The organism is Mesorhizobium sp. 2RAF21 (assembly GCF_052115345.1).
Taxonomy (GTDB): domain Bacteria; phylum Pseudomonadota; class Alphaproteobacteria; order Rhizobiales; family Rhizobiaceae; genus Mesorhizobium; species Mesorhizobium terrae.
In genome coordinates this window covers 23,196-48,484 of sequence record NZ_JBFRGM010000033.1, presented here as the reverse complement: position 1 = coordinate 48,484, position 25,289 = coordinate 23,196, and the positions used below count along the sequence as shown (strand labels likewise).

At 63.7% G+C, this 25,289-nt stretch carries 23 protein-coding genes and 1 tRNA gene; 7 read left to right on the top strand and 17 right to left on the bottom strand.

Features of this window, described 5'->3' with window-relative positions; all coding sequences use genetic code 11:
- Positions 1 to 35 precede the first annotated feature (35 nt).
- A tRNA-Met gene (locus tag AB4136_RS31680) sits at positions 36 to 112 on the top strand.
- Positions 113 to 329: 217 nt separating this feature from the next.
- On the opposite strand, the gene AB4136_RS31675 is transcribed toward AB4136_RS31680, so the two are convergent.
- From AB4136_RS31675 to AB4136_RS31625, 11 genes are all read right to left on the bottom strand, one after another.
- Positions 330 to 947: a glutathione S-transferase family protein gene (locus AB4136_RS31675; RefSeq protein WP_024926400.1), complete on the bottom strand. Its 618-nt coding sequence runs from the start codon at positions 945 to 947 to the stop codon at positions 330 to 332.
- A 225-nt stretch (positions 948 to 1,172) separates the two neighbouring features.
- The gene (nadE, locus tag AB4136_RS31670) at positions 1,173 to 2,144 is read right to left on the bottom strand and encodes an NAD(+) synthase (protein ID WP_024926399.1); all 972 of its coding nucleotides are present in this window, start codon (positions 2,142 to 2,144) and stop codon (positions 1,173 to 1,175) included.
- Positions 2,141 to 3,697 (bottom strand): class I adenylate-forming enzyme family protein, encoded by a 1,557-nt coding sequence (locus tag AB4136_RS31665; RefSeq protein ID WP_024926398.1) that lies wholly within the window; start codon positions 3,695 to 3,697, stop codon positions 2,141 to 2,143. The genes nadE and AB4136_RS31665 overlap by 4 nt, the downstream gene beginning before the upstream one ends.
- Before the next feature lie 14 nt (positions 3,698 to 3,711).
- The gene (locus AB4136_RS31660; protein ID WP_024926397.1) at positions 3,712 to 3,966 is read right to left on the bottom strand and encodes an acyl carrier protein; all 255 of its coding nucleotides are present in this window, start codon (positions 3,964 to 3,966) and stop codon (positions 3,712 to 3,714) included.
- 29 nt (positions 3,967 to 3,995) lie between these two features.
- Complete coding sequence (asnB, locus tag AB4136_RS31655) at positions 3,996 to 5,906, bottom strand: asparagine synthase (glutamine-hydrolyzing) (protein WP_137900699.1); 1,911 nt, start codon at positions 5,904 to 5,906, stop codon at positions 3,996 to 3,998.
- A 10-nt stretch (positions 5,907 to 5,916) separates the two neighbouring features.
- A complete protein-coding gene (locus AB4136_RS31650) occupies positions 5,917 to 7,017 on the bottom strand; it encodes a hypothetical protein (RefSeq protein ID WP_024926395.1) in 1,101 nt (366 codons plus the stop codon).
- A 298-nt stretch (positions 7,018 to 7,315) separates the two neighbouring features.
- On the bottom strand, positions 7,316 to 8,116 hold the full coding sequence (hpaH, locus tag AB4136_RS31645; protein WP_024926394.1) for a 2-oxo-hept-4-ene-1,7-dioate hydratase: 801 nt from the start codon (positions 8,114 to 8,116) through the stop codon (positions 7,316 to 7,318).
- A gap of 11 nt (positions 8,117 to 8,127) precedes the next feature.
- Positions 8,128 to 8,997, bottom strand: coding sequence for a fumarylacetoacetate hydrolase family protein (locus AB4136_RS31640; RefSeq protein ID WP_036255315.1), 870 nt, complete (start codon positions 8,995 to 8,997; stop codon positions 8,128 to 8,130).
- A gap of 40 nt (positions 8,998 to 9,037) precedes the next feature.
- The gene (gene hpaD / locus AB4136_RS31635; RefSeq protein WP_024926392.1) at positions 9,038 to 10,018 is read right to left on the bottom strand and encodes a 3,4-dihydroxyphenylacetate 2,3-dioxygenase; all 981 of its coding nucleotides are present in this window, start codon (positions 10,016 to 10,018) and stop codon (positions 9,038 to 9,040) included.
- A 50-nt stretch (positions 10,019 to 10,068) separates the two neighbouring features.
- Positions 10,069 to 11,586: a 5-carboxymethyl-2-hydroxymuconate semialdehyde dehydrogenase gene (gene hpaE / locus AB4136_RS31630; RefSeq protein WP_137900698.1), complete on the bottom strand. Its 1,518-nt coding sequence runs from the start codon at positions 11,584 to 11,586 to the stop codon at positions 10,069 to 10,071.
- A gap of 13 nt (positions 11,587 to 11,599) precedes the next feature.
- Positions 11,600 to 11,986: a 5-carboxymethyl-2-hydroxymuconate Delta-isomerase gene (locus AB4136_RS31625; protein ID WP_137900697.1), complete on the bottom strand. Its 387-nt coding sequence runs from the start codon at positions 11,984 to 11,986 to the stop codon at positions 11,600 to 11,602.
- Positions 11,987 to 12,228: 242 nt separating this feature from the next.
- Between AB4136_RS31625 and hpaR the strand changes: the two genes are divergently transcribed.
- Positions 12,229 to 12,633, top strand: a complete 405-nt coding sequence (gene hpaR / locus AB4136_RS31620; protein WP_441932187.1) for a homoprotocatechuate degradation operon regulator HpaR — start codon at positions 12,229 to 12,231, stop codon at positions 12,631 to 12,633.
- 181 nt (positions 12,634 to 12,814) lie between these two features.
- On the opposite strand, the gene AB4136_RS31615 is transcribed toward hpaR, so the two are convergent.
- Together AB4136_RS31615 and AB4136_RS31610 are read right to left on the bottom strand one after the other, a co-directional pair.
- Complete coding sequence (locus AB4136_RS31615; protein ID WP_137900696.1) at positions 12,815 to 13,324, bottom strand: flavin reductase; 510 nt, start codon at positions 13,322 to 13,324, stop codon at positions 12,815 to 12,817.
- Between the two features lie 9 nt (positions 13,325 to 13,333).
- Entirely contained in the window at positions 13,334 to 14,878 is a 1,545-nt protein-coding gene (locus AB4136_RS31610) for a 4-hydroxyphenylacetate 3-hydroxylase family protein (RefSeq protein ID WP_137900695.1), read from the bottom strand.
- A gap of 91 nt (positions 14,879 to 14,969) precedes the next feature.
- On the opposite strand from AB4136_RS31610, the gene AB4136_RS31605 reads away from it, so the two are divergent.
- A complete protein-coding gene (locus tag AB4136_RS31605) occupies positions 14,970 to 15,839 on the top strand; it encodes a helix-turn-helix domain-containing protein (protein ID WP_137900694.1) in 870 nt (289 codons plus the stop codon).
- Between the two features lie 143 nt (positions 15,840 to 15,982).
- Positions 15,983 to 16,747, top strand: coding sequence for a hypothetical protein (locus tag AB4136_RS31600; RefSeq protein ID WP_137900693.1), 765 nt, complete (start codon positions 15,983 to 15,985; stop codon positions 16,745 to 16,747).
- A gap of 68 nt (positions 16,748 to 16,815) precedes the next feature.
- On the opposite strand, the gene AB4136_RS31595 is transcribed toward AB4136_RS31600, so the two are convergent.
- The 4 genes from AB4136_RS31595 to AB4136_RS31580 are packed head-to-tail and all read right to left on the bottom strand — an operon-like array spanning position 16,816 to position 20,902.
- Positions 16,816 to 18,177 (bottom strand): aminotransferase class III-fold pyridoxal phosphate-dependent enzyme, encoded by a 1,362-nt coding sequence (locus AB4136_RS31595; RefSeq protein WP_137900692.1) that lies wholly within the window; start codon positions 18,175 to 18,177, stop codon positions 16,816 to 16,818.
- Between the two features lie 15 nt (positions 18,178 to 18,192).
- On the bottom strand, positions 18,193 to 18,846 hold the full coding sequence (locus AB4136_RS31590; protein WP_171020936.1) for an HAD family hydrolase: 654 nt from the start codon (positions 18,844 to 18,846) through the stop codon (positions 18,193 to 18,195).
- A 5-nt stretch (positions 18,847 to 18,851) separates the two neighbouring features.
- A complete protein-coding gene (locus tag AB4136_RS31585; protein ID WP_024926382.1) occupies positions 18,852 to 20,117 on the bottom strand; it encodes a Tm-1-like ATP-binding domain-containing protein in 1,266 nt (421 codons plus the stop codon).
- 20 nt (positions 20,118 to 20,137) lie between these two features.
- Positions 20,138 to 20,902 carry an IclR family transcriptional regulator gene (locus tag AB4136_RS31580; RefSeq protein ID WP_024926381.1) on the bottom strand — a complete coding sequence of 255 codons (765 nt, stop codon included), beginning with the start codon at positions 20,900 to 20,902 and terminating at the stop codon, positions 20,138 to 20,140.
- A gap of 178 nt (positions 20,903 to 21,080) precedes the next feature.
- Between AB4136_RS31580 and AB4136_RS31575 the strand changes: the two genes are divergently transcribed.
- The 3 genes from AB4136_RS31575 to AB4136_RS31565 are packed head-to-tail and all read left to right on the top strand — an operon-like array spanning position 21,081 to position 25,260.
- Entirely contained in the window at positions 21,081 to 22,529 is a 1,449-nt protein-coding gene (locus AB4136_RS31575; RefSeq protein WP_024926380.1) for an APC family permease, read from the top strand.
- Positions 22,530 to 22,582: 53 nt separating this feature from the next.
- Complete coding sequence (locus AB4136_RS31570) at positions 22,583 to 23,773, top strand: cytochrome P450 (RefSeq protein WP_137900691.1); 1,191 nt, start codon at positions 22,583 to 22,585, stop codon at positions 23,771 to 23,773.
- Positions 23,773 to 25,260: an aldehyde dehydrogenase gene (locus AB4136_RS31565; protein ID WP_171020934.1), complete on the top strand. Its 1,488-nt coding sequence runs from the start codon at positions 23,773 to 23,775 to the stop codon at positions 25,258 to 25,260. The genes AB4136_RS31570 and AB4136_RS31565 overlap by 1 nt, the downstream gene beginning before the upstream one ends.
- The last annotated feature ends 29 nt before the right edge of the window (positions 25,261 to 25,289 follow it).

The following is a 25,289-nucleotide window of genomic DNA, read 5'->3' as shown; positions in this document are numbered from 1 at the left end:
TTTATGTAGGCAAATGCTTACATAAACTCGGTTGACGCGGGATGGAGCAGCCCGGTAGCTCGTCAGGCTCATAACCTGAAGGTCGTAGGTTCAAATCCTACTCCCGCAACCAAATCAAAAACCCGGCGATCAGCCGGGTTTTTTGCGTTCAGGGCGTGCCAACGCTGCCGGCAGCAGGCAAACGGCCGCCGCGAGGCCCCAAGCCGGCCCCGTCACATCCTACGCAGACTGACAGCAGGCTGATGGTCCCAGCTTCAAATCGTTCGTCGGCTTCAATCGACAGGCAATGGTCGAGCGAGCGGCTCCGCCGACCGCTCCTCACCCATAAATCAATCGTGTGTTTCTCCGTCGTAGACAGTAGCCTGCATTGAAGGTCGCTGCAGGAATGCGCGGTACCATTTCGAAAGCCGAGGCCTTCCTGTCTCGAAATCCGGCAGTTTGCGGAATGCCAGCCAGTCGAGAGCGGTGGCGATTGCGATATGTCCGATATGGAGCGGCTCATCGAGCACGCCATCCCGCTCGAGATAATCGTAGGATTCGACCAGCTTCGTTGTCATGCCTTCGGCTAAGGGCGGGTAGCGCAAATGTTCCGGCCGCCGTGTCGTTTCCCAGCGCAGCGCGATACCCGCTTCGCATAGTCCCTGGGCGATCGCCTGCATACGCAAGGCGACCCAGCGCCTCGGTCCGTCGGCGGGTATCAGCTGGCGCTGCCCGGCGAGCGTGTTCAGATAGTCGCAGATCACGACCGAATCGAAGATTGCCTCGCTGTCCTCCAGTACGAGAACCGGAACCTTGCCCAACGGGTTGACGGCAAAGACCGCATCGTTGCGATTGGTCGGACTGGTTTCATGGTGGATGACACGCAGCCGCCCGGCAAGACCGGCTTCATGGGCAAAGACCAGGACCTTGCGCGCGTAAGGGGAGTGGGTCTGATAAAGAAGATCCATCGTTGGCCCAATTTCGTGTTTGAACAGACTGGTGCGGGCGCGGACGGCCATCTGCCGGTTTCTGCCGGCAAAATTTCATGGCGCTCGCTTCCATCGCATTGGCGCAATGATAGTGCTTCGACGCAGAGTAAGCGGCTACATTTCTAGAGCCCGGGCGAGCGAAACTTGCGCTGGAAGCTGGCCGCCCGCGTTTCTGTTTCTTGCTGGCAAAAAAGCGGTCGCGCCTTACGCGATGACGAGTTGGGGCGGCATGTGCAGATAGCGCGCGGCCTTGCGCTTGGCTGCTATATCCTTCCAGACGAGTTCGACCTGATCGGCATCCAAGCCTATAGCCTGGGCGACTTCGGCCGCGGGCACCTGATGGTCGAGACCATAGAGGCAAAGATCCATCTTGTCGTAAGGCAGGACGAAATAGAACTCCTCCTGCGTCTGCGGCAGGGAATAGGTGTCGGTGGTCGGCGGCCGGGCGCGTATCTCGGCCGGAACGCCGAGATATTCGGCGAGCCGGTAGACCTGTGTCTTGTAAAGATGCGCGATCGGCTTGATGTCGGCGGCGCCGTCGCCATTCTTGACGAAGAAGCCCTGGTCGTATTCCAAGAGGTTCGGGGTGCCGAGCACCGCATAGTTCAGCCGGTCGGCGTGGTAATATTCGAGCTGCTTGCGCGTGCGCTGCTTCATATTGGTCGCCGCGACGATGCCGAGATAGACCTCCACCGGCAGGCGCAGCTTGCGTTCGGTGCCGTCGGGCGCCCGCACGACCAGAGACGACAGATTGTAGCCGCCGGTGGTCAGTCCATTGTCGAACACGACTTTGGAGGCCCAGCCCGGGCCGTAATTCGGCTCCACTTCGCGGATGAAGGCATCGCGACGCGCATAACAGCCCATGGCGCTCAGCATCGGCGCCATGTCCTCGACGGTGCGATCGATGCCGAATGTATCGGCCACCTGGGAGCCAAGCCGCAGGCTCTCCGGGTCAGAATCGCTTTCCGGCATCAGCACGGCAAAGACGTTCGAAGCTCCAAGCGCCCTCGCGGCAAGGCCGGCGCAGACGCTGGAATCGATGCCGCCCGACAGGCCGATGACAAGACCGCGTCGGCGCATACCCTTGCGTAGGCTTTCACGCATTGCCTTGGCGATACGTTCCGTTTCGGCTGCCGGATCGAAGTCGAGAACGGCTGCGGAGAAGTGCTTGGTCACTCAGGTAGGCCCTCGCTGGCGGTCGGCATCGTCGCGGCGAGACGCCGGCTAAGCTTTCCGGTTTCGGTCTTTGGCAGTTCGACGACGAATTCGACGGATTTGGGAACCATGTAGTCCTCGAGAAGGCTAGCGCAGTGGCGCAACACGTCGCGTTCGCTGATCGAACCGGGTTCGGCCGGCACGACCAGTGCCTTGATCGCCTGGCCTAGAACGGGGTCCGGAACCCCGACAACAAGCGCTTCGACGATACCCGGCAAGGTATGAAGGACCGCTTCGACTTCCTTGGGCGATACTTTTTCGCCGCGCGATTTGATGATGTCGTCGCGTCGGGACACAAAGGTCAGGAACCCTTGCGCATCGGCGGTGAAGAGGTCGCCGGTGTGAAGCCTCAGGCCTCCGGTCTCCGGGTCGGGGCGCAAAGCTGCGGCTGTCGCCTGCGGCGCCTCCCAATAACCTTGCATGACGTTCGGTCCGCTGATCACCAACTCACCGACAGCGCCGGGTGCGGTTCGCCTGCCGGTGTCATCGACCACATAGGCCTTTGCTCCGGGGATGGCGATCCCCACGGAACCTGGCCGTTGTTCCAACTGACTAGGTGGCAGGAAAGAAGCGCGAATGCATTCCGTCTGGCCGTACATCGAATAAAAGCGCGCGTCGGGCAGAATTGTCCTTAGCCGGTGAATATGATCGACCGGCAGCGGAGCCGCCGCGCTGGTCACATAACGCAGGCTCGAAAACAATACAGGATCAAGCTCGCGCATCTGCAGCATCATCGCGACCATCGACGGCACCAGCGGGAAACCGGTTGCGCGTTCTGCCTGCAGGCGTTCAAAAACCGCGTAAGGGAACGCGAAGGATTTTTCGAGGACAAGCGTTCCGCCGCAGACAACAGCCGTCATCAATTGCGTCAGGCCATAACCGAACGACAGCGGCAATACGCTGAGGATGACGTCGTCTTGCGTGTTTTCCAGATAGGAAACGATCGAGCCAGTTGCGGCGTCGAGATTGACATGCGTCATCATCACACCCTTGGGCTCGCCAGTGGAGCCCGAGGTGTAGAGGATTGCTGCTAGATCCTTGTCCGCTCGATGCTCGCTCCCGTCAGGCAACGGTTCGGCAAGCAGGCAGTCAGACAGCGGGGTCGCGTCTGGCAGAGCCGCGTGCGGCGTCGTCAGCACGATGTGCGCGGAGTTGACGATGAGTGGCGTAGATTCCGCCACGACGGGAGCCAGTCGCCCCTGTGCCAGAATGACGGAGGCCCGGCAATGATTGGCGACGAAGGCAATGCGGGCGGCCTTTGCCGTCGGATGGACAGGCACGAGTACGGCGCCTGCCGTCCATATCGCGAAAGCCGCGATCACGGCCTCCTGGCTGTTGTCCATGAACACGATGACGCGGTCGCCCTTGCAGACGTGCGCGGCGTGGAGCGACGACGCCAGGCGACGCGCCGACTGCCAGAGTTCGGCGTAGCTCAGCCTGCTGTCGTTGCAAACAAGCGCCGTATGCTGGCCTCGATCAGCCGATCTTGCGTGAAGATGCTCTTCGAGGCGCATTGCAATCCCGCCGCCTAGCTTGCCTGCTTTCGGCCGACATAGCCGACGATGCGGGCGACGGAATCGAGGTTGGCCGGTACGATTTCCCGGTCTTCGACCTTCATTTCGAACCGCTTCTCGATGAAGCCGACCAGTTCGAGAATGCCGGTCGAATCGACAAGATCGTTGTCGATCAGGGACATTTCGTCCGGAAGCGGCTGGCTTTCGTCGCCGAACAGGAAGTTCTCGAAGATGAAGGCCCGTATCGTTGCCTTGATGTCGTCCGCCATGTTCTTGGTTCCGCTGTTATCTGCTCGTCTTAGCGTGTGAGAAATGTATCCAACCAGAGTTGGGTCGAGACAATCCCGATAAAGGCCGTGTCGTCGCGAAAACTGCTCGCTCCCTGGCGAAGCATCTTGCTCTTCAGTTTTTCCACGGCCGGGGCATTGAACAGGCCGCCTTTTCCAACCGTCTTTTCCGACAGAAGGTCCTCCAGATAGTCCGGCGGCGCTGCGGCGAAGGCCTGGCTGTCGGGCGCGCGATAAGGTTGCTTCGGTCTCTCGATGATCGGCTCCGGCACCAGGCCTTTCGCGGCCTGTTTGAGAATATGCTTCTCCCTGAGGCCATGCAGCTTCATGTCCGGGGGCAGGGCGGCAGCAAAGTCGATGAGGCGCGGGTCGAGGAAAGGAAAACGGCCTTCAACGCCGTTCGCCATCATCATACGATCGCCCTGCGCGGAAAGGATATATCCCGGCAGCAGGAAGCTGGTCTCGAGATATTGCGCCTGGTGCAACGGATGCCAGCGCGGGAAGTCCGCCGGCAGCATTGCCGCCAGTTCCGCCGTTGCATCATAGGTGCCGAGCTGTTCCTTGAGGCTGGTGGAAAAGAAGAGCTTGGCCGATCCGGTGGAGCGAAAGCGCGGTCGGTGCGAATAGAGCGGATCATCGATCTTGTCGTCGCCGGCGCCGAAGAACTTCGCCAGATATTCCGGCGATTGCCGCTTCAAGCCTGGCAAATAGGGATAGAGGCGCTGGAACAGCAACGGACGCAGACGCGACTGCGGTTGCCTGCCGCGGAAACGGCGCAGCTTTGCCTCGCGGAAAATATCATAGCCGGCAAACAGTTCATCGGCGCCCTCGCCAGTCAGCACGGTCTTCAGACCGTGGTCATGCACCAGTGCCGACAATTTTCCCAATGGCGCCGGCGCCGTGCGCAGGATCGGCCGCTCGACATGCCTGACCACGTCCGGGAACAGGCGTCCAATATCGTTGGCGGTGCAACGAACCGCATGGTGTTCAACGCCGAGCGTCGCCGCCATCATCGCCTGCCAGCGGCTTTCGTCGTGCTCCTGGGTATCGAAGCCGAGCGAGAATGTCCTGAGATTGCCGGGCACGGCGCGTGCGGCCAGCGCCGAAATCAGGGAGGAATCCAGTCCGCCCGACAAATAGGAGCCGACAGGCACGTCGGCTCGAAGGCGAATGCGCGTGGCGTCGTCGAGCAGTGCCCGCAGTTCTTCGACGGCATCCGGCTTGTGCTGGACATCGCCCGCGTCAGGGAAACTCTGCCGCCACCAGGGGCGTATTTCCGTTCGGCCGCGCTCGATCAGCATCAGATGGCCGGGCGGCAATTCGGAAATGCCGCGGAAGATCGTTCGTGGTGCCAATGGCGTCCACAGGGTGAAGATCTGATCCAGCGCGTACGGATCGAGCTCTGCCGCGATGCCGGGTACGGTGAGAAGCGCCTTGATCTCGGAAGCGAAGAACAAGGTGTCGCCGCGCTTGGCATGGAAGAGCGGGCGAACACCCATGCGGTCGCGCGCCAGCACCATGCGCCGGAGTTTCGTATCCCAGAGCGCGAAGGCGAAATCGCCGTTGAGCTCGTGCAGGCAGTCGAGCCCCATTTCGTCGTAGAGGTGCAGGATCACCTCGGTATCCGATTGGGTGCGGAAGCGCCGCCCGCCGGCGATCAGCCGGGCGCGCAATTCGACATAGTTGAAGATCTCGCCATTGTAGGAAATGACCAGATTGTCGGACCCGTCCAGCATCGGCTGATGGCCGTCCGCCAGGCCGACGATCGACAGGCGGCGATGCGTCAATCCGATGTCGCGGTCGGTATAAATGCCGCTGTCGTCCGGGCCCCGATGCGCCAGGGCGTCGGCCATGCCGGACAGAAGCGGCACCGCGTCCGCCGGCGCCACGCCATCACCGAAATAGCCCGCTATACCGCACATGGAACCGCCGTCATGCGAAACGATCGCCGATCAGGCGTGTCCAGCCTTCGCCGGCAAGCCCGTTGATGAAGGCGCGTCCGCCATTGAACGCGTCGACCAGTTCCGGATGCCGCGAGTGGACGATGGTGGAGGCCGCGTGAACGAAAGCGATCTTGCGCCCCATCATGGCCGTCAGGAGCTGAGGCTGGGCACGGCCACGCAGCGCAGCCATGTCGCGGGAATCGGCGTGGCGCAGCATGCGGTCGATGACGATCGCCTCGCGGCCGGGAAGCGACATGATCTGCACGACCCTGCCGATACGACCCTTGTCGCCGTAGTAGAGGAACAGGCCGACGGGCGCGCCTGTGCGGGAACGGACGACACGCAGAACCCGCTCGCCATGCAGCGCCTTGTCGCGTGCCTGCGCCAGCATGTAGCGCAGGCGGTCGGCGTTCCAGTTTGGACGCAGCGCGAACTGGCGCAGGAAACCTGGAATGAGTTCCGCCGCCTCATCTTCGCTCGCATCGGCATCGCTAAAAGAGTCGGCGCGGCTGGCCAGCGGCACATAGCCGGCCCAACTGGCCTTGCCACGGCGCGCCAGCGCATCGAAAGGGCGCATCAGCGGGGAAACGAGCCGAGCCACCGGCAATTGCTCGCCGGCGAGTTCCGAAACGAAGGATGCCGGCCGCAGGATGCGCAGCCATTCAAGGCTGTAGGCCGGCAGGATGTTTCCGTCCACCGTCTGCCAGAGCGCGGTGGAAAGATCGTTGGAGGTCTCGGTGAAGGAAAGATCCTGAGGGCCGGAAAGCACGTCTCTCAACAGCCGGGCGCCGGCGAAGGGGTCGTCACCATGCGCGTCGACCATGAACGTTCCGCAGACGGCGGCACGCAGCGGTTTGCCCGCATGTTCCATGGCAAGCGGAAAGACACCCAGGAACCCGCTGACGGTGCCATCGTCGCGCACATGCACCTTCGAAGCCAGTTCCGGATCGTAGTTGGGGCCTTCCAGGAAGAGTGTCCTGAGATAATCGGCGAGCGCGTTTGGCTCCACGCCGTTCCGGCGCAACAGGCGCTGGAACAGCGAGGCAACAGCCGGCAGATCCTGGGCCGTGACCGGCCTGATCTCAGGCATGATGCTTGCCTCGGCCAATCTTGAACACGTCTACGCTTCCACTCTCGAACGCCGTTTGGGCACGAGCGGGTGATAGCAGGCACATCTAACCAAATTATTGGTGATATGGGGGTTCCGGCTGTCCAAGGCATGCTGATGCAAAGCTTGGCGAATGGATGCTTAACGCCGGAAGCGTTTCGCCGGACAGGGCCGGTTAGCCCCTATGACATCGAACCGGAATTGCCGTGAACAGGGGTCGTTCGGCCGACCGGCATCTGTTTGCACGGGCCGGCCTTGCAGATCGGGCCTTTGGCGGGTTCTATTCGAAGAAGACGCTGATCGTGCCGTAAGCACCGAAATCGGCGACGATGGTGTCGCCATGGCGTGCCTCCACCGGGCGGACGAAGGAACCGGAGAGAACGACCTCGCCGGCGGCGATCTCCATTCCATAGGCATGAAGGCGGTTGGCCAGCCAGACGATGCCCATGGCCGGATGGTTCAGCACGCCGGCGCCCAGGCCGGTTTCCTCCACCTCGGCATTGCGCGAGACGATGGCGCCGATCCAGCGCATGTCGGCCTCCTGCGGGCGGATCGGCCTTCCACCCAGCACGATGCCGGCATTGGCGGCATTGTCGGAAATGGTATCGAAGAAGGTACGGACCTTGCCGGTCTCCTTGTTGACGCGCTCGATGCGCGTATCGAGGATTTCGAGCGCCGGCGTGATGTAGTCGGTGGCGTTCAACACATCGAAGATGGTGGCGTTCGGGCCGCGCAGCGGCGCCTTCATGACGAAGGCGATCTCGGCCTCGATGCGCGGCTGGATGAAGCGATTGGCCGGTACCGTGCCGCCGTCGGCGAAGAACATGTCGTCGAAGAGAATGCCGGAATCCGGGATGTCGATGTTGAGCGCCGATTGCATGGCCTTGGAGGTCAGGCCGATCTTCCAGCCCTTCGCAATGGCGCCGGCATCGCGCTTCTTCTTCACCAGCGCCGCCTGCACCTTATAGGCGTCGTCCATCGTCGCCTTCGGGAAATCGAGGCTGAGCAGGCGGATCTGGCGCCGGTTGCGCTCGGCCGCGAACAGGCGCTGCGCGGCATCCTCGATTTCGGCGGGGGTCATGGTCGTCGCGCTCACTCGTCAACAACTCCGTTGCGCAGGATGCCGATGCCGTCGGCCTCGACTTCGATCACGTCGCCCGGCTTCAGCCAGATCGGCGGATCGAAACGGGCGCCGGCGCCGGTCGGCGTGCCGGTGACGATGACATCGCCGGGCACCAGCGTCGTGAAGGTCGAAATATAGGCGATGATCTTGCGAAAGGAGAAGATCATGCGGCTGGTGCGATCGCTCTGGCGGACCTCGCCATTGACGCGGGTCTGCAGCTTGATGTCGGCGATCTGCGCCTCGCCGGTGAAGGGCACGAGCCAGGGGCCGATCGAGCCGGTGCGGTCGAAGTTCTTGCCCTGGGTGACGTTGAACTTGGCGTGTCTCACCCAGTCGCGAATGGTGCCTTCGTTGCACAGCGAAAGTGCCGCGATATGGTCGAGCGCGGCGGCTTCAGAAATGCGGCGGCCGCCCTTGCCGATGACGATGACGATTTCGCCCTCATAGTCGAGCTGCGGCGATTCCGGTGGCCGCACCAGATTGGCGCCGTGGCCGACGAAGGAACGCGGAAAGCGGATGAACAGCGAAGGGTTCGAAGGTGCGGCCTGGCCGTCCTTGTACTCCTCGTTGCGGTCGGGAAAATTGACGCCGACGCAGATGATTTTCTCCGGCATTGGTACCGGGATTTCATAGGCGATGTCGGACAGGCCGAAATCGACCGGCAATCCCGCTGCTTCTTCCGCCAGCCGCCGCAGGGCGCCGGCCTCGATGACCTCCCGCAGGGTCGGCCATTGGCCGCCATGGCGACCGGAAAGATCGATGGCGCCGGTATCGGTGATGGCGCCGTAGCGTGTCTTGCCGCCGGCGGTGAAGGTGGCGATGCGTGCCAATGCGCTCATGCCCGGTTCCTCGTGGATATCAGTATCGGCCGCAGGCCGGTCACGGAGCGATGATGGGCGAAGCGGCGAGATCGGGCTCGCGCGGCTCGACGCCGGCGAAAACGCTGCCTTCCTCGAACCAGGAACGTGGTGCCGGCGCGCCCCACAGCGTCTGTCGCTGCGGGTCCTTCAAATCCCATTTGATCGGCTCGAGATCCGGGTCGACCGTCTGGTAGTCCGAGCAATAGATCTCGATACGGTGGTTGTCGGGGTCGCGGACGTAGAGGAAAAAGGCATTGGAAATGCCATGCCGGCCCGGGCCGCGCTCGATATTGGCCAGCCAGCCGGTGGTGGCCATCAGGTCGAGCAGGTCGATGATGTTGAGCGGCGTCGGCACCCAGAAGGCGACGTGGTGCAGGCGCGGGCCGCGACCGTTGGTGAAGGCGATGTCGTGCACGCCGCCCTTGCGATGCGTCCAGGCCGCCCACAATTTGCCGGTCTCGGCATCTTCCGTGTATTCGGTCACGCGGAAGCCGAGCTCGTTGTAGAAGGCCACCGATTCATCGACATTCGGCGAATAGCAGTTGAAGTGGTCGATGCGCAGCGGCTTCACACCCTTGTAGAGCGCGTATTTCTGGTGGATCGGCGGCAGGCGGTCCATCTTGGAATAGAATTCGAGCGGAATGCCGTGCGGATCGCGTGTGCGGAAAGTGCGTGACTGGTATGGGCGCTCGACCCATTCCACCGGCAGGCCCTTGCCCTTGAAGAAGTGTTCCGCCTTGTCGAGGTCTTCCTCGCTATAAAGCTTGAAGCCGAGGTCGCGGGCCTCCGCCTTGTCGGCCCTCCTCAAAACGATGCAGTGATGGCCGCGCTCTTCCAGCGCGCGCAGGTAGATTGCGTCCTTGCTTTCGTCGGTCACCTGCAGGCCGAGCGTATCGACATAGAACGCGCGCGATTTCGCCAGATCCGTGACTGCGAGTTCGACATGGCTCAGCCGCACGATGTTGAAGGCGGGATAGAGATTGGGTTGCGGCAAAGACATCAGGTTCCTCCTCATATGTCGCGGCGCGGTTTTCACCGCGCTGCACGGCGTCAGCCGCCAAGCTTCTGGATGGCGTGCGGCTTGGTCGCGAAAGCGATGTTCTTGGTTTCCATGTAGAAATCGAACGACCAGTCGCCGCCGTCGCGGCCGATGCCGGAATTCTTCACACCGCCGAACGGCGTCGGCAAGTGACGCACATTTTCCGAATTCACCCAAATCATGCCGGCTTCCAGCGCTTCGGTGAAGCGGAAGGCGCGCGTCACATCCGACGTCCACAGATAGCCGGTGAGACCGTACTGCGTGTCGTTGGCGATCTCCAGCGCCTCCGCCTCGTCCTTGAACGGGATGGCGGTCAGCACCGGTCCGAAAACCTCCTCGCGTGCAATGCGCATGGTGTTGTTGGCGCCGGTGAAGAGGGTGGGGGCAACATAACAACCGCCACCCGGGCCATCGAACTTGGTGCCGCCGGCGGCGACGGTGACGCCCTCCGACTTGGCGATCTCGATATAGGACAGCACCTTCTTTTCGTGCACCGGATGGATCAGCGGGCCGACCACGGTCTCGGGATCGAGCGGGTGGCCAATCTTGATGCGTTTCGCCTTCTCGGCAACGAGGGCCGTGAACTTGTCGTGGATCGAGGCCTCGACCAGCAGGCGCGAGGACGACGTGCAGCGCTCGCCGTTCAGCGAATAGATCATGAAGACGGCGGCGTCGGCGGCGCGTTCGAGATCGGCGTCGGCGAAGACGATGACAGGGTTCTTGCCACCCAGTTCGAAATGCACGCGTTTCAGCGTGTCGGCGCCCTGCTTCATGATCATGGAGCCGGTGCGGCTTTCGCCGACGAAGCCGATCGCCTTGATATCGGGATGTTCCGTCAGCGCCTTGCCGGCTTCCTCGCCGAAGCCATTGACGAGGTTCCAGACACCCTTGGGCAGGCCTGCTTCCTCGGCGATCTCGACCAGCAACCGCGCGCTCAGCGGCGAGAACTCGGCCGGCTTGTGGACGATCGTGCAGCCGGCGGCGAGCGCCGGCGCGATCTTCCATGTCGACAGCATGAAGGGGGTATTCCAGGGTGTGATGATACCCACCGGGCCGATCGGCACGCGCGTGGTCATGTTGACCTGGCCGGGGCCTTGTATGGTGTTGCCGTCGCGCGCCTGCGGGGCGCGGTCGGCATAGAAGCGGAAGTTCTCGGCGCCGCGCAGTGCCGCCTTGGCCATGAATTTCAGCGACTGGCCGGTGTCCATGCACTCGACGAAGGCGATTTCCTCGGCGCGCGCCACGATGGCGTCGGCGATTTTGTGCAGGAGTTTCTTGCGCGCGTCGCCGGATAGCGCGGCCCATTCGCGGAACGCTGCCTTGGCCGCCTTGGCGGCGCGATCGATGTCGGCCGCCTTGCCCTGCGCCACCTTGGCGAGCGGCTTCAGGTCGACCGGAGAAATCGTCTCGAAAGTCGCACCGTCGGCGGCCGGCACGGCCTCGCCGGCGATATGGTTCAGCACGCCGTCGCGCTTGAAGCGCTCAAGATAGCCGCTTGCCTTGCGCAGATTGTCGTCCAGTGCGCTCATGCCCTTGTCCTCGTCACTTGCCGCGCAGCCGCGGGTGGATGGCGTTCTTTTTCCAGCTCAGCTCGGCGTCGATCTCGCGGATTTCCAGCGACAAAGCGAAATGCGGGGTCGCAAAAAGCTCGGCCAGCCGCTCCGAAACGGCGGCAAAGATCGCCTCGCCGGCGCTTTTCTTTTCCTCCGCGCTGCGGCCCTTGCCGATGCGCAGGTTCATGTCGATGAAGCCGTTTTGCGGCAGTCGGTCGGCAATCGCGTAGGATTGCGCCCGGAAAGCGCGAACACGGATGGCGCCGATCTCGAACAGTCCTGTTTCCAGCATCGTGTCGGCGACGAGCGCGCAAAGGCCGTCCATGTCGACGGCCGCGTCGAGGTTTGCTGAGTATTCGATGGCCATGTGAGGCAAGGCGTTCCTCCACCGGACAGCCGGCTCTTTGTAATTAACATGTGAATTACATCTTGACGAATGAAAGTCAAGCGCTGTTGAATGGCGTCGCTGTCTGTATGGTGCGGGATTGCCGGTTGCGGCAAAATCGCGGATATAGCGCAATAGCCGGCTTGCAGACTGCCTGCGCCGGCTGTGAGACAAACCGGGATCCGAGCGGAGATTTGCTTTTGCTGCCGCCTTCCACACGACGCTCCCTGCCCATGGCGCTGTTGCGCGCCCGCGAAGTCATCATGGCGCATTTCCGGCCCATGCTTGCCCGGCACGATATTACCGAGCAGCAATGGCGCGTGCTGCGGGTGCTGGCGGAGGCGGGGCCGCTCGAGGCAACCGAACTCGCCAACCGCGCCTCGATCCTGCCGCCCAGCCTCACGCGCATCATCAAGGCGCTGGAAGAACGCCGGCTGATGACACGCAACAAGGTCAAGGACGACGGCAGGCGCGCGCTCCTGGCGATCACCGGCAGCGGTGTGGCGCTGATCGAGGATTTGGCGCCCGAACGCGTCGCCATCTACGACGCCATCGAGAAACGTTTCGGCGGCGAGGAGCATGAGAAGCTGCTCGATATGCTGGAAAGCCTGATCCAGTCGGAGAGCAGCGAGGGGTGAGAAATGGCCCGCAGTGGCGGACGAAAAGCCAATTGTTTGGCTTTTCGCATTTCGAACACGGCAAGCATGCGAGAGGCGGGACGGCGATAGTCTCATACCAGCCCTCGGCTTGGGCCTCGGGCGTTCGAACCCTTTGAAAGGTCCACTGGACCTTTCAATTCGCCTCCGGCGAACCGGGTTCTCACCCACCAAAACTGCCAAGGGCTGCCGGCTGGGTGTAGTTGCGGTCGACATAGAGCAGGGCCGCCTCGCCACTGCCGTGACGGATGTCGATCACGCGGCCGAACATGACATTGTGCGTGCCGACCTTGTTCACGCCGTCGATCTCGCAATCGAAGGATACGATGGCATCGAGCAATGCCGGCATTCCGGAAGGCATGGTTTGCCAGCTTGCCGCCTGGTAACGCTCGCCCATGTCGCGGATGGCGCCGGCGAATTTGCCGGCGAGATGTGTATGCGCCTGCGTCAGCACATTGACGCAGAAGCGCCGGTTATCGAGGAACATTGCCGTCTGCGCCGACCGCTCGTTCATGCAGACGAGCAAGGTGGGCGGATCGTCGGAAACGCTGCACATGGCGGTCGCGGTAAAGCCGCCGCGTCCCGCCGGTCCGTCCGTGGTGATGATGTTGACGGGTGCGCACACACGCGCCATCGCGTCGCGAAATTCGAGCCTGGAGACCTGAGGCTGCATGGCCGGGCCTCATCTTTCGCCGTTGGAGAGTGGCGGCAGCCAGGTGTTTCCGGTCCAGCCTTTTTCGTCATAGTCGGCCATGCAGGTGTCGACCAGTTCTTCCATCGCCCTCAGCCGGCCGCCGCGTTCGGCCCCTTTCAGCACCTGTAGCCGCACCTCTTCCTGCGCGCCGGCGTAGTTCAGCTCGTAGAGCGCGTGGCGGCCGCCGAATTCGGTGCCCGTCGCGTCCCACAACAGCTTCATGATCTTGATGCGCTCGATATGGCCCATGTCGTTGGAACCACGCACATATTGCGCCAGATAGCGGTCGATCTCGGGATTGTCGAAATCCTTGGCGGACGACGGCAGATAGATCAGCCCGGATGCCACGACCTTGCGCACCGTCTCGATGACGCGCGGATAGGCCTCCGACATGAAGGTGCGGTAGGCGAGGGCCGCCTCCATGTTCGGCAACACGGCGCCGCCCGCCCAGGGGATAGGGTTGTAGGCCATCGCGTTGGAGAAACTCCAGAACATGTGCCGCAGCGCGATGACTTCGCCAAGTGCGGCCTGGTTGCCGCGGAAGGCGTCGCCGCCGGTGGCACGCAGCGCCTTGGCGAGCAGGCCGGCAAGAAAATCGAGTTTCACGGCAAAGCGCGTGCAGCCCTGGAAACAGTAGCCATGCATGAAGCCGGAGGCCGGGTGGAAGGAGAGTATTTTCTGCGCGTCGCGCAGAACCAGAACGTCCTCCCAGGGAATGAAGACGTTGTCGAGGACCAGGATGGCGTCGTTCTCGTCGAAGCGGGATGACAGCGGATAGTCGAAGGGGTGACCGACCGTGTTTCCGGTCTGCTCATAGGAAACGCGGCAGAACATTTTTACGCCGGGCGCATTCATCGGCACGATGAACATCACCGACAGCGACGGGTCCTCCGTGACCGTGGCGGAGCTCTGCGCCAGGAAATTATAGTGGGTGAGCGCCGACGAGGTCGCCACCACCTTGGCGCCTGACACCCAGATGCCGGCATCGGTTTCCTTGGTGATGTGGACGAACACGTCCTTCACCTGCTCGGCCGGCTTGTGGCGGTCTATCGGCGGGTTGACGATGGCGTGGTTCATGAACAGCACGGCTTCCTGCGCGCGTTTGTGCCAGCTGCGCGCATTGTCCTTGAACGGACCGTACCAATCCGCATTGGCGCCGAGCGTGTTCATGAGCGCCGCCTTGTAGTCGGCGGTGCGGCCCATCCAGCCATAGGTCATGCGGGCCCAATGGGCGATCGCGTCTTGTTGTTCGACGAGATCGGCCGGCGAATGGGCAACACGGAAATATTTGTGGGTGTAGCCGCCCGAGCCGGTGTCGGTCGGCGATGTGAGTGTGCGCTGCTGGGCGGGATCGTGCAGCGCATCGTAGAGCCGGGCGAGCGAGCGGGCGGAGTTGCGCATCGCCGGATGCGTGGTCACGTCGGCGATACGCTCGCCGTTGATATAGACCTCGCGGCCGTCGCGCAGGCTTTCCAGATATTCGGCACCCGTGAAGGGCCGTCTCTTGTCGGCCCGGTAATCTTCCGCTCGCATGTATTCCTCCCTGAATGTGATGAGAGTAGCCGTGCGTGCGGCGATGGTTTATGGATAAAAGCCGAAAACCGCTTGGACTTTTTCGGGCGACATGAGCCACGCATCCATTCCGGAATTTTTTGTCTATGGCGAACCGACGCATGCCCTCGATGTCGGCTTCTGTCACGTCGAAACCGTCCGGGCGCGCGAGGGGGTGCATCACGGCCGGGTGCAGCCGCACAAGCATCCCCAACTGGGCCAGATCACCTACTGGACGAGCGGGCGCGGCACCTACCGGATCGAAGACGAGATATGGAGCTTTTCCGCTCCAACCGTGAGTTTCGTGCCGAGCGGCGTGGTTCACGGTTTCGAGATCGAGCCCGGCACGGATGCCGTCGTCATATCGATGGCGGACGACGCTTTGGCGGTGCTCGCCGAACACACGCTGCTGCCTTTGGACACGCCGGTGCTGATCTGCGGTCGCGGCGAAGAGGTGCTCTGGCGGAGACTGCGAGACGCAATCCAGGCCGTTCAGACCGAATATGTCGAAGCCTTGCCCGGGATGGACAAAATTCTGCCGCCCTTGGTAGCGGTGGCGTTGTCCGGCATCGCGCGGCTCGGCACCGAACCGCAGCCGATCGAGCTGCCAGCCGTGGCGGCGCTCGCAGGCAAACTGCGCCGGCTGATCGATCGCAGCTTCCGGGAAGATTGGCCCGTGGAGCGCTATGTGGAGGCGCTCGGCACCACGCGGCATCTCCTCGACAAGGCTGCCCGGCAGGTCGTGGGCACGGGCGTGCGCCGGGCAATCAGCGAGCGGCGCCTGGTGGAAGCCAAGAGGCTGCTCGCTTTTACGGTCCGCTCGGTCGAGGACATCGCGTTCGAAGCCGGGTTCAACGATCCGGCCTACTTCTCGCGTTTCTTCCGCCATGCCACCGGTGTGTCGCCGGCTGCGTGGCGCAAAGGGCGCATGGGCGGCGGGTGATGCGCGAAATCAAAGTGCTGGAGCGCCGGCCTCAGGACGGCCGTCCGGCGTCTCGATAAACACGTGCCCGAAATTTTTCTTCGCGCCGTTTGTCCACGGCTGCGCCACCGGCGCGATAATTTGCTGCCCTTGAAGGAGCGGCGATGGACTGGGATGTTGCACTCGAGCGAAACCGGGAGGCGTTGAAGCGCATCCTCGCGATGCTTGTTGCGATGGTGGGACTGGCCGATGGCGAAACGACCCTGCCGCGCCGTTCCCACCGCGCCATTCTCGCTTTGCTGCGTCCGGTCGAGGCGGCCGCGCGCCGGCTGGTCATTGTGGTTGCGCGAGACTTGGTCGTGTTGCCGCGTCCGCGCAAGGTGAAGCCTGAGCCTGACACGGTCTTCGTCCGGAACGGCAAGGGCACCGGCATCGTCCTGCCCTACGGCGTCAAGCCGTCGGCCATCCTGCCAAACCTTGTCCCGCGGCGTGCGGCGCCCCGCCCGGTCGCTCTTCCGCTGCTCGATCCACTGCCCAAATGGCCCGGTGGCCGGCATCGGCAGGTCGGCGGCGTGCCGCGTATCCTGGCGCCCGGCGGCAGCGAGCCGCGTCTCATCCCGGGTCGCCGTCGGCTTTCGCCCGATGGCCGCATCGACGCGACGCGTCTTGTGCTGCGTCTCCAGGCGGTCGGACGCGCGCTGGACGATCTGCCACGGGAGGCTCGGCGCTTCGCCCGCTGGCGCTGCCGCGCTGCCGCAGCTGCGCAAAATCTGGAATCCGGCGCGGCGGGAAAGGTCCGCCGCGTCTGGCCGTTGCGCCCCGGTCGCCCGCCCGGCAGTTGCCGCGGCCCGGCGCACCAGGTCCACGAAGTTCTCGCCGATCTGCAATATTTCGCCTTCCGCGCGCTGGAGCGGCGCGACAGTTCGTGACGGCGCGGATGCCTCGGGAACAGGAAGTCGAGGCGGTGCCGACAGGCGGCAGCGCCCCTTTTCCATGCCTATCCGGCAGCACTGGCGGCGGTCAGGCCGGCATCCAGGCCTTCGGCGATCTTGGCGACATCGGCGGCGGTGATGACGAGCGGCGGCGACAGGATGATCATGTTGCCCGACACGCGCAGCATGACGCCGGCTTCGTAGGCGCCGTCGGCGACCTTTGCCATCGTCTTCTTGTCGACCGGCTTCTTGGTGCCGCGATCGGACACCAGCTCTAGCGCAGCCATCAGGCCTTTGCCGCGCACGTCGCCGACCAGCGCATGCTTGGTCTTCAGCGCTTCCAGCGCCTTGCTAAGTTCGATGCCGCGTGCCGCCGCGTTCTCGTTGACGCCAAGGCGCTTGGTTTCGGCAAGGGCGGCGAGGCCTGCGGCGCAACCGACAGGATGACCCGAATAGGTGTAGCCATGGCCGATGGCGCCGAAGCTGGTCTTGTCGGCCTCGAACACGTCGGCCACTTTCTGGCCGATGAGCGTGGCGCCGAGCGGGAAGTAGCCACAGGTGATCGCCTTGGCGATGGTCATGAAGTCCGGCTTCACGTTCCACAGCCGCGAACCCGACCAGGCGCCGGTGCGTCCGAAAGCCGTCACCACTTCGTCGGCGATCAGCAGGATATCGTGCCGGTCGCAGATCTCGCGTACCAGCGGCATGAAGGTCTCCGGCGGCACGATGACGCCGCCCGCGCCAAGCACCGGTTCCATGATGAAGGCAGCGATGGTGTCGGCGCCCTGGAAGGCAATCTCGTCCTCGATGGCGCGGGCGCAGAGTTTCGCCAGCCTGACCGGATCGGTTTCGTCATACGGGTTGCGATAGGCCCAAGGTGCCGGCGTGTGGAAGCAGCCCGGCAGCAGCGGCTCGTAGTTGCGGCGGAAATTGGCATTGCCATTGACCGAGGCGCCGCCAAAATGCGTGCCGTGATACCCTTTCTTCAATGCCAGGAACTTGGTGCGATCGCCCTGGCCACGGATCTTCCAGTGCTGGCGGGCAAGCCGCAGCGCCGTCTCGACGGAATCCGATCCGCCCGAGGTGAAGAAGGTGCGCACCATGCCTTCCGGCGCGAACCATTGCGACAATTCATAGGCCAGTTCGATCGACGGGCCGGTCGAGGTGCCACGGAAGCCGGAATAGTAGGGCAGGGCGTCAAGCTGGGCAGCGATCGCCTGCTTGATCGGGTCGCAATTGTAGCCAAGGTTGACGTTCCACAGGCCACCAACGGCGTCGAGCACGGTGCGGCCCTCGATGTCGGTCACATGCACGCCTTCGCCCTTCATGATCACCTTGGGCGGCGATGCCCGCATCTCGGCGGGATGAGCCATCGGGTGCCAGATCGGCTTGGCGTTGTTCTCGGCGAAGAAATTGGTGTCGCGCATCTGAAGTCTCCGATTCTAAAGGGTGAGGCCGAAATGGCCGAGCGCTTCGGCATAAGATCGGGCCGGGCTGGCCACGTCGAAATGAACGGGGCGCATGCCGGCGACGACCGCGCCATCGACGTTGCGTTTCTGGTCGTCGACGAAAACGCAGGCACTGGTGGGCAGGCCAAGCGCTTCGGCGACTGATTGGTAGGCGCGAAGATCCGGTTTCAGGATCTTCGTATAGGTTGCGTCGACGATGGTCTCGAACAGCGACAGCAGCGGCAGCCGGCCGCGGAAATCGGCGCCGTAGAACAGGTCGAGTTCGTTGGAGAGAATGGCCAGCCTCACGCCGGCGGCATGGGCCTTGCGGATGGCGCGATCGGCTTCGGGCCGCACCACCGCTTCGGGATCGGCGCCGCGCGCGCGGCGCACGAAGGTTTCCATCGTGTCCCATTCCTCGCCGACGAGTTGGCCAACCTCGCGCGTGCGGGTCTTCCAATAGTCGCGTTCGCTGATCTCGTCCGCCTGCATCGAGCGCCAGAGCGGATCGGAGGCGAGATCGAACGGCCCCTGCCAGGTGAGCGTGCCGGACCGGAGGCCGAGCGCCCGCTCCGTGAGTTCGTGTGTCTCGAACAGTGTCCTCGTGACGACGCCACCGAAATCGAGCACCAGCGCCTGCGGGCGCATGGCGGTCACGACGCCTGCCTCTGGCTCAGGCCGGGAGCGATGATGCCCTCGGCTACCCAGCGGTCGAAGATGGCGAGCGCCGTGCTGGCAAATTCCGGATCGTTGATATGGCCCTGGATTTCATGAAGCTCGACCGGCGCGGATACGGCATGGCGCATCTCGTCGGTGAAGGCTGCCAGCGCTTCGGGTTCATGCAGCGGCTCGCCGTCGCGGTCCCATTGCTGGATGCCGCCGGCCGGCAGGATGAAGGCGACCGGCGCTGTCGCCGTCGCGAGCTTTGCGCCGATAGCCCGGGCGATCGCCCGTCTTGCCTCGCCGCCGGACGTTACCGATGCCAGCAGCCGGTTGTGCGCGTGATAGGGCCGTTCGGCGAGCGTGTCTGGCACCGGCTTCCACGCCGGAAAATCGATCATGTCGATGGCGCCGGGCGCAACGATCTGCGGGATGGCCGCGCGGCCGGCGTTCTCCAGCCGGTCGACCCCGGACGACACGACGCTGTCGCTCAGATGGTTGGCCACTTCCTGCAGGCTGAAATCGAGGACCGCGACGAACTGCTTGCCAGCGGCGAGCGATTCCATGGCACGGCCGCCCATGCCGGTGGTGTGGAAGATGACGGTTTCGTAGCCGCGCTTCTCGAGTTCGGGCCGCAATGTCTTCATGTAGGAGAGGCAGGTTGTGCCGAGCGACGAGATTGCCACCGTCGGCAGGCCCTTGCGTGGTCTTTCGCTGGCGAGAGCGGCGCCGACCACCGCGCCCGAAGCCTGTGACAGCACGGCCTTGCAGGTGTCGTTCAGCCCGTAGAGGCCACCGGCCCACAGGATCATCATCAGGTCGGGAGCAACCCGCTCTGGCGGGATGAGGTGAGAGAAGGCGATGGTCGAGACGATGAATTTCGGAACGCCGATCGGCAGGGCAAGCGCGATGTCGAGGGCGAGGTCCGTGCCCATCGTGCCGCCGATGGCGATGAACCCGTCGATTTCACCGCTGTCGTTCAAGTTGCGCGCTAGGGTCGAAGCCCCTCTTGCCATCAGCTCCATGGCGCTGTTTTCGTCGCCCGACTGCGCGATTGCCTCGATCGTGGTGCCGATGGCCGCGGCCACGGCATGCTTGTCGTATTCGGGCCGGTAGGGCGGGTCGCCGAGCACACTGACATCGAGCATGACGGGATCGCCACCGGCCGCGCGAATGCGTGAGGCCATGTATTGCAGTTCGTCCGCCTTCGTGTCGCCTGTTCCGCACAGAAGGATCTTCGGGGGTCGCTTGGAGGTCATTCGTTCCGCTCTGGTTGTTCTTATTCGTTGGCCGCTTTGGCCCGGCGCCCGGTCAGGCGTTCGCTGATTTCGGCCGCGGCCCGCATCACGGCGAGACCAAGGGTTTCGACATCGCCGGGCTGAACGCGGGTGCGCGGCGCGGCAATCGCGATGGCGCCGATGGCGAGGCCACGCGCGCCGAGGATGGGGGCGGCGACGCTGGTGACGCCGTCCTCGTAACCCTGCGCGCCGATCGAATAGCCGCGTGCCCGCGCTGCCGTGATCAGGTCGCGAACCGAAGCCGCATCGGTCACCGTGTGCGGCGTGTAGCTCTCGAGCTCGCCCGACAGAGCGGCGGCCACGGTCTTCGCTTGTGAGAAAGCCAGGAAGGCAATGCCGGAAGCCGTGGCGTGCAGTGGCAGGATTTCGCCAAGCGGCACCGCGATGCGGTTGGCCTTGGGCGATTCGACCACATAGATCGAAACCAGGCCCCGGCTCGAATGTTCCGAGAAGTGAACGGTTTCGCCTGTCCTGGCGGCCAGTTCCTCGGCGATCGGCGTCGCCGTGCGCAGGAACGGGAATTGTGTTTCGCGCAGCAGCGCCAGGCGAGCGATGCCGACGCCGAGCCGGTAGAGCCGGCTTTCGGCATCCTGCTCCACCAATCCCTGCTCGATGAGGGCGACAAGCAGGCGCCGTGTCGTCGCCTTGTCGAACCCAGCCACGCGGGCGAGGTCGGCAAGGGCGCGCTCCGGCTCGCCTCTCCCCAACACATCGAGCAATGCCACGGCCTTGGCCACTGTGCTCATTGCGTGCCTGCTCCTCCAACAGATACTTAACGCGCGAATTAACTTGACAGGTAGCACGCGACTTTGCAAGTCTATTATCGAAATGCCGTTTTGAATAATGAAACGAAATAAAGCCGCCTCGGCGCTCCGGCATTTCCGAGAAGTTGTCACCCGCTTGGCGGGAATGGAGGAGGAACCTATGACGACTGCAGTGGAGACCGGTGAAGTAAACCGGCTGAGGAAGAACAGTCTCGGCGTCGGCGCCGTGACATTTCTAGTAGTTTCCGCCGCCGCGCCGCTCACCGCGGTTGCCGGTGGCGTGCCGCTTTCGATGATGATGGGCAATGGCGCCGGCATTCCCGGCACCTTCCTGATCGTCACCGCCGTACTGCTCATCTTCGCGGTGGGTTATGTCGCCATGGCCCGCCATGTCGCCAATGCCGGTGCCTTCTACGCCTACACGGCCAAAGGCCTGGGCGGTGCGCTCGGCGGCGCCGCGGCGCTCATCGCCATCCTCAGCTACAACGCCATGCAGATCGGCGTCTTCGGCATGTTCGGCGCGGCGACCGCCGGCCTGTTCGCCGGCTGGGGCATCAACCTGCCCTGGTGGGTCTGGTGTTTTATCGGCGTCGGGCTCGTCGGCATACTCGGCTATCGCCGGGTCGATCTGTCGGCCAAGATCCTGACGGTGCTGGTCCTGCTCGAATATCTGGTCGTGCTTGTGGTTGACCTCGCGATCCTGTTCAAGGGCGGCGATGCCGGGCTCAGCATGGCCTCGTTCACGCCGACCCAGGTCCTCAGCGGCGCACCGGCCATCGGCCTCCTGTTCTGCTTCGCTGCCTTCATCGGCGTCGAGGCGACGACCATCTATTCCGAGGAAGCGCGCGAGCCGCACCGCACCGTTCCGCGCGCCACCTACATCTCCATCCTCGTCATCGGCCTCTTCTACATGTTCACCAGCTGGCTGATGGTGAATGGCGAAGGCGTCGACAAGCTGGTGCCGTCGCTGAAGGCGCTCAGCGATCCGACCACCTTCCTGTTCGGCCTTTCGGACCGTTACGTCGGCTCCGGGCTGACCCAGTTGATGAGCATCCTGTTCGTGTCGAGCCTGTTTGCCGGGGTCGTCGCCTTCCACAACGGCGTCGCCCGCTATTTCTATGTCGCCGGCCGCGAGAAGCTGTTGCCGGAAAGCCTCGGCGTCACCCATCCGCTGTTCAAGAGCCCGCATGTCGGCTCGCTGATCCAGACGGCACTGGCCTTCGCGGTTATCGCCCTGTTCGCCGCGACCGGTCAGGATCCCGTGCTCGCGCTGTTTTCCTGGCTCACCAATGTCGGCACGCTTGGCGTGATTACGCTGATGGCGCTGACCTCGTTCTCGGTCTTCGCCTTCTTCGGCCGCAATCCTTCGCTGGAGGGCAATGTGTTCAAGGCAAAGGTTGCGCCGATCGTTGCCGGCCTGGTGCTTGCCTACATCATCGTCCAGATCGTGCTCAACTTCGGCAACCTGTCGGGCGCTTCCGGCACGCTCTCCTGGTTCCTGCCGTCGCTGGTGCTGATCGCCGCCGTGATCGGCATTGCCCTGGCATTGTCGCTGAAAAGCAAGGATCCGGCAGCGTTCGCCCAGCTTGGCAATGAGGTGAAGGATTAACGGCATCCGGAGAGGCGGCGATACGCTGCCTCTCCCTGTTCCAGGGGCACGTCATGACCTATGCAGACAGCATAACCGTCGAGGCGCTCGAAGCCGATCCTTATCCGATCTATGCGGAGCTGCGCCGCAATCAGCCGGTTGCCTTCGTGCCGGCGGTCAATCTCTGGTTCGTCACGCGCTGGAAAGATGTCGAGACGGTCGGCAAGACCCCCGACATCTTCTCCAATGTCGTCGGCACCTCGCCGGTCGAACGCTCCTTCGGCAAGCCGACCATTCTCACCACCGACGGAGAAGTCCACAGGGATCTGCGGACCGGCGTCGATCCCAAATATCGTCCACGCACCGTCGCCGGCTATGCCGGCGATCTCGTGCGCAACATCGCCGACCCCATTCTGGATGAACTGGCCGGGCAGGGTTCGGCCGAACTGATGGCCGACTATTTCGAACCGGTCTCGACGCTGGCCCTTGCCCATTCGCTGGGTTTGTATGACGTCGACGCCGCTACTTTGCGCCGTTGGTTCTACGGACTGGCGCAAGGGGCCATCAATTTCGAGAACGATCCCAAACGACAGGCCATCGCCGACGCCATCAGTGCTGAAGTTGGCGCGGCCGTGCGGCCGACGCTGGAGCGGCTGGCGCGCGAGCCGGACGGATCGGCGTTTTCGCACATGCTGCATGACGGCATGCCGGCTGGAGAGACACGGTCGATCGATTTCCTGATGCCGACCATCAAGGTCATCCTGCTGGGTGGCATGCAGGAACCGGGACATGGCGCCGGGTCGGTGTTGGCCGGCCTTCTGACGCATCCAGACCAGATGCGGGCCGTGTTGGCCGATCCGGAAACGCTGGTGCCGAAGGCGGTCGACGAAGGCCTGCGGTGGGTGGCTCCGATCGGCACGCAGACCAAGCAGACGACACGCGCGGTCGAGCTTGGCGGCGCGACGATCCCGGCCGGCGCGCCTGTCGCGGCCCTGGTTTCTTCGGCCAGCCGCGACGAAAGCCGTTTTCCCGATCCGGACCGTTTCGACATCCATCGCGACCAGGGCAACCACGCCGCCTTCGGTTTCGGCCATCATTTCTGTTCGGGCCGTTTCTTCGCGCGCGAGCAGATGTGCCTGGCGCTGGCATTGCTGCTCGCCCGGTTCCCGAATATTCGGCTGGCGATGGATGAAGGCCCCGTGTTCCGGGGTTGGGAATTCCGCGCGCCGACGGCGCTTCATGTGACACTCGGAGACAAGACCTGATGGACCAGGCCACGATCGACACGCTGCGGCACAAGCCCGTCGCAGCGCAAAGGCTCTTCATTGGCGGCGATTTCGCCGATAGCCGGGACGGGGCGACCCTGCCCGTCATCTCGCCGATCGACGGAACGGTACTGACGTCGATCGCCGACGCGGGAGCCCACGATGTCGATCGCGCGGTGGCCGCCGCGCGCGCCGCCTTCGAAAAGGGAAGCTGGTCGCGCGCTGCTCCCGCCGTGCGCAAGAAGGTGCTGTTGCGCCTGGCCGATCTGATCGAAAAACATGCTCTGGAACTGGCCGTGCTCGGCGTGCGCGACAACGGTACCGAGATCGGCATGGCCTACAAGGCCGAGCCTTTGTCGGCAGCGGCAACGTTCCGCTACTATGCGGAGGCCATCGACAAGGTCTATGGCGAGATCGCGCCGACGGCGCCAGATGTGCTGGGCCTCATCCACCGTGAGCCGCTCGGCGTTGTTGCCGCCATCGTGCCGTGGAATTTCCCGATGATGATCGGCGCCTGGAAAGTGGCGCCGGCACTCGCCGCCGGCAATTGCGTGGTGCTGAAGCCGGCCGAGGTGGCATCGCTGACGCTCCTGCGTATGGGTGAACTCGCCGCCGAGGCGGGTCTGCCGGAAGGCGTGCTCAATGTCGTCACCGGCCGCGGCACGGTCACCGGCGAGGCGCTCGGCCTGCACATGGATGTCGACGCCATCGCCTTCACCGGCTCCGGTCCGGTCGGCCGGCGGCTGCTTGATTATTCGGCCCGTTCCAATCTCAAGCGAGTTCATCTCGAGCTCGGCGGCAAATCGCCCAACATTGTCTTTGCGGACGCGCCGGACCTCGACGTCGCAGCCAAGGTTTCGGCCAACGGTATTTTCCGCAATGCCGGCCAGGTCTGCGTGGCGGGCTCGCGCCTGCTGGTGCAATCCTCGATCTACGACGCCTTCGTCGAAAAGCTGGTCGCCGCGACCGCCAAGATGAAGGTGGGCGATCCGCTCGACGTGAAGTCGGACATCGGCGCGGTCTCCAGCATCGAACAACTCAAGAAGAACCTTGGCCATGTGGCGACGGCGCTCGACGATGGCGCGACGCTGGTCGCCGGCGGCCAGCGTATCCGCGAGGAGACCGGCGGCTACTATATGGAGCCGACTATCTTCGGCGACGTCGGCCCCAATATGACTGTAGCCCGCGAGGAAGTGTTCGGCCCCGTGCTTGCCGTGCAGCGTTTCGAGGACGAGGCGGAAGCCGTGCGGCTCGCCAATGGGACGGTCTATGGGCTCGCCTCGGCGGTGTGGACGTCGAACCTCGCCAAGGCGCATCGCATGGTGCGCGCCGTCCGCGCCGGGGTGGTGCACGTCAACACCTATGGCGGGGCGGACCTGACCGTGCCGCTCGGCGGTTTCGGCCAGTCCGGTTTCGGGCGGGACAAGTCGCTGCACGCCTTCGACAAATATTCGGACCTGAAGACCGCCTGGATTTCGCTGGCGTAGGGGGCTGGCGGCGCAAGCGCGGTCCTTCG

Coding starts and splice junctions, on each gene's coding strand:
- AB4136_RS31675 (WP_024926400.1), bottom strand. CDS start 947: ATGGATCTTCTTTATCAGACCCACTCCCCTTACGCGCGCAAGGTCCTG.
- AB4136_RS31665 (WP_024926398.1), bottom strand. CDS start 3,697: ATGCGCCTCGAAGAGCATCTTCACGCAAGATCGGCTGATCGAGGCCAG.
- AB4136_RS31660 (WP_024926397.1), bottom strand. CDS start 3,966: ATGGCGGACGACATCAAGGCAACGATACGGGCCTTCATCTTCGAGAAC.
- asnB (WP_137900699.1), bottom strand. CDS start 5,906: ATGTGCGGTATAGCGGGCTATTTCGGTGATGGCGTGGCGCCGGCGGAC.
- AB4136_RS31650 (WP_024926395.1), bottom strand. CDS start 7,017: ATGCCTGAGATCAGGCCGGTCACGGCCCAGGATCTGCCGGCTGTTGCC.
- hpaH (WP_024926394.1), bottom strand. CDS start 8,116: ATGACCCCCGCCGAAATCGAGGATGCCGCGCAGCGCCTGTTCGCGGCC.
- AB4136_RS31640 (WP_036255315.1), bottom strand. CDS start 8,997: ATGAGCGCATTGGCACGCATCGCCACCTTCACCGCCGGCGGCAAGACA.
- hpaD (WP_024926392.1), bottom strand. CDS start 10,018: ATGTCTTTGCCGCAACCCAATCTCTATCCCGCCTTCAACATCGTGCGG.
- hpaE (WP_137900698.1), bottom strand. CDS start 11,586: ATGAGCGCACTGGACGACAATCTGCGCAAGGCAAGCGGCTATCTTGAG.
- hpaR (WP_441932187.1), top strand. CDS start 12,229: ATGGCGCTGTTGCGCGCCCGCGAAGTCATCATGGCGCATTTCCGGCCC.
- AB4136_RS31615 (WP_137900696.1), bottom strand. CDS start 13,324: ATGCAGCCTCAGGTCTCCAGGCTCGAATTTCGCGACGCGATGGCGCGT.
- AB4136_RS31610 (WP_137900695.1), bottom strand. CDS start 14,878: ATGCGAGCGGAAGATTACCGGGCCGACAAGAGACGGCCCTTCACGGGT.
- AB4136_RS31605 (WP_137900694.1), top strand. CDS start 14,970: ATGAGCCACGCATCCATTCCGGAATTTTTTGTCTATGGCGAACCGACG.
- AB4136_RS31600 (WP_137900693.1), top strand. CDS start 15,983: ATGGACTGGGATGTTGCACTCGAGCGAAACCGGGAGGCGTTGAAGCGC.
- AB4136_RS31595 (WP_137900692.1), bottom strand. CDS start 18,177: ATGCGCGACACCAATTTCTTCGCCGAGAACAACGCCAAGCCGATCTGG.
- AB4136_RS31590 (WP_171020936.1), bottom strand. CDS start 18,846: ATGCGCCCGCAGGCGCTGGTGCTCGATTTCGGTGGCGTCGTCACGAGG.
- AB4136_RS31585 (WP_024926382.1), bottom strand. CDS start 20,117: ATGACCTCCAAGCGACCCCCGAAGATCCTTCTGTGCGGAACAGGCGAC.
- AB4136_RS31580 (WP_024926381.1), bottom strand. CDS start 20,902: ATGAGCACAGTGGCCAAGGCCGTGGCATTGCTCGATGTGTTGGGGAGA.
- AB4136_RS31575 (WP_024926380.1), top strand. CDS start 21,081: ATGACGACTGCAGTGGAGACCGGTGAAGTAAACCGGCTGAGGAAGAAC.
- AB4136_RS31570 (WP_137900691.1), top strand. CDS start 22,583: ATGACCTATGCAGACAGCATAACCGTCGAGGCGCTCGAAGCCGATCCT.
- AB4136_RS31565 (WP_171020934.1), top strand. CDS start 23,773: ATGGACCAGGCCACGATCGACACGCTGCGGCACAAGCCCGTCGCAGCG.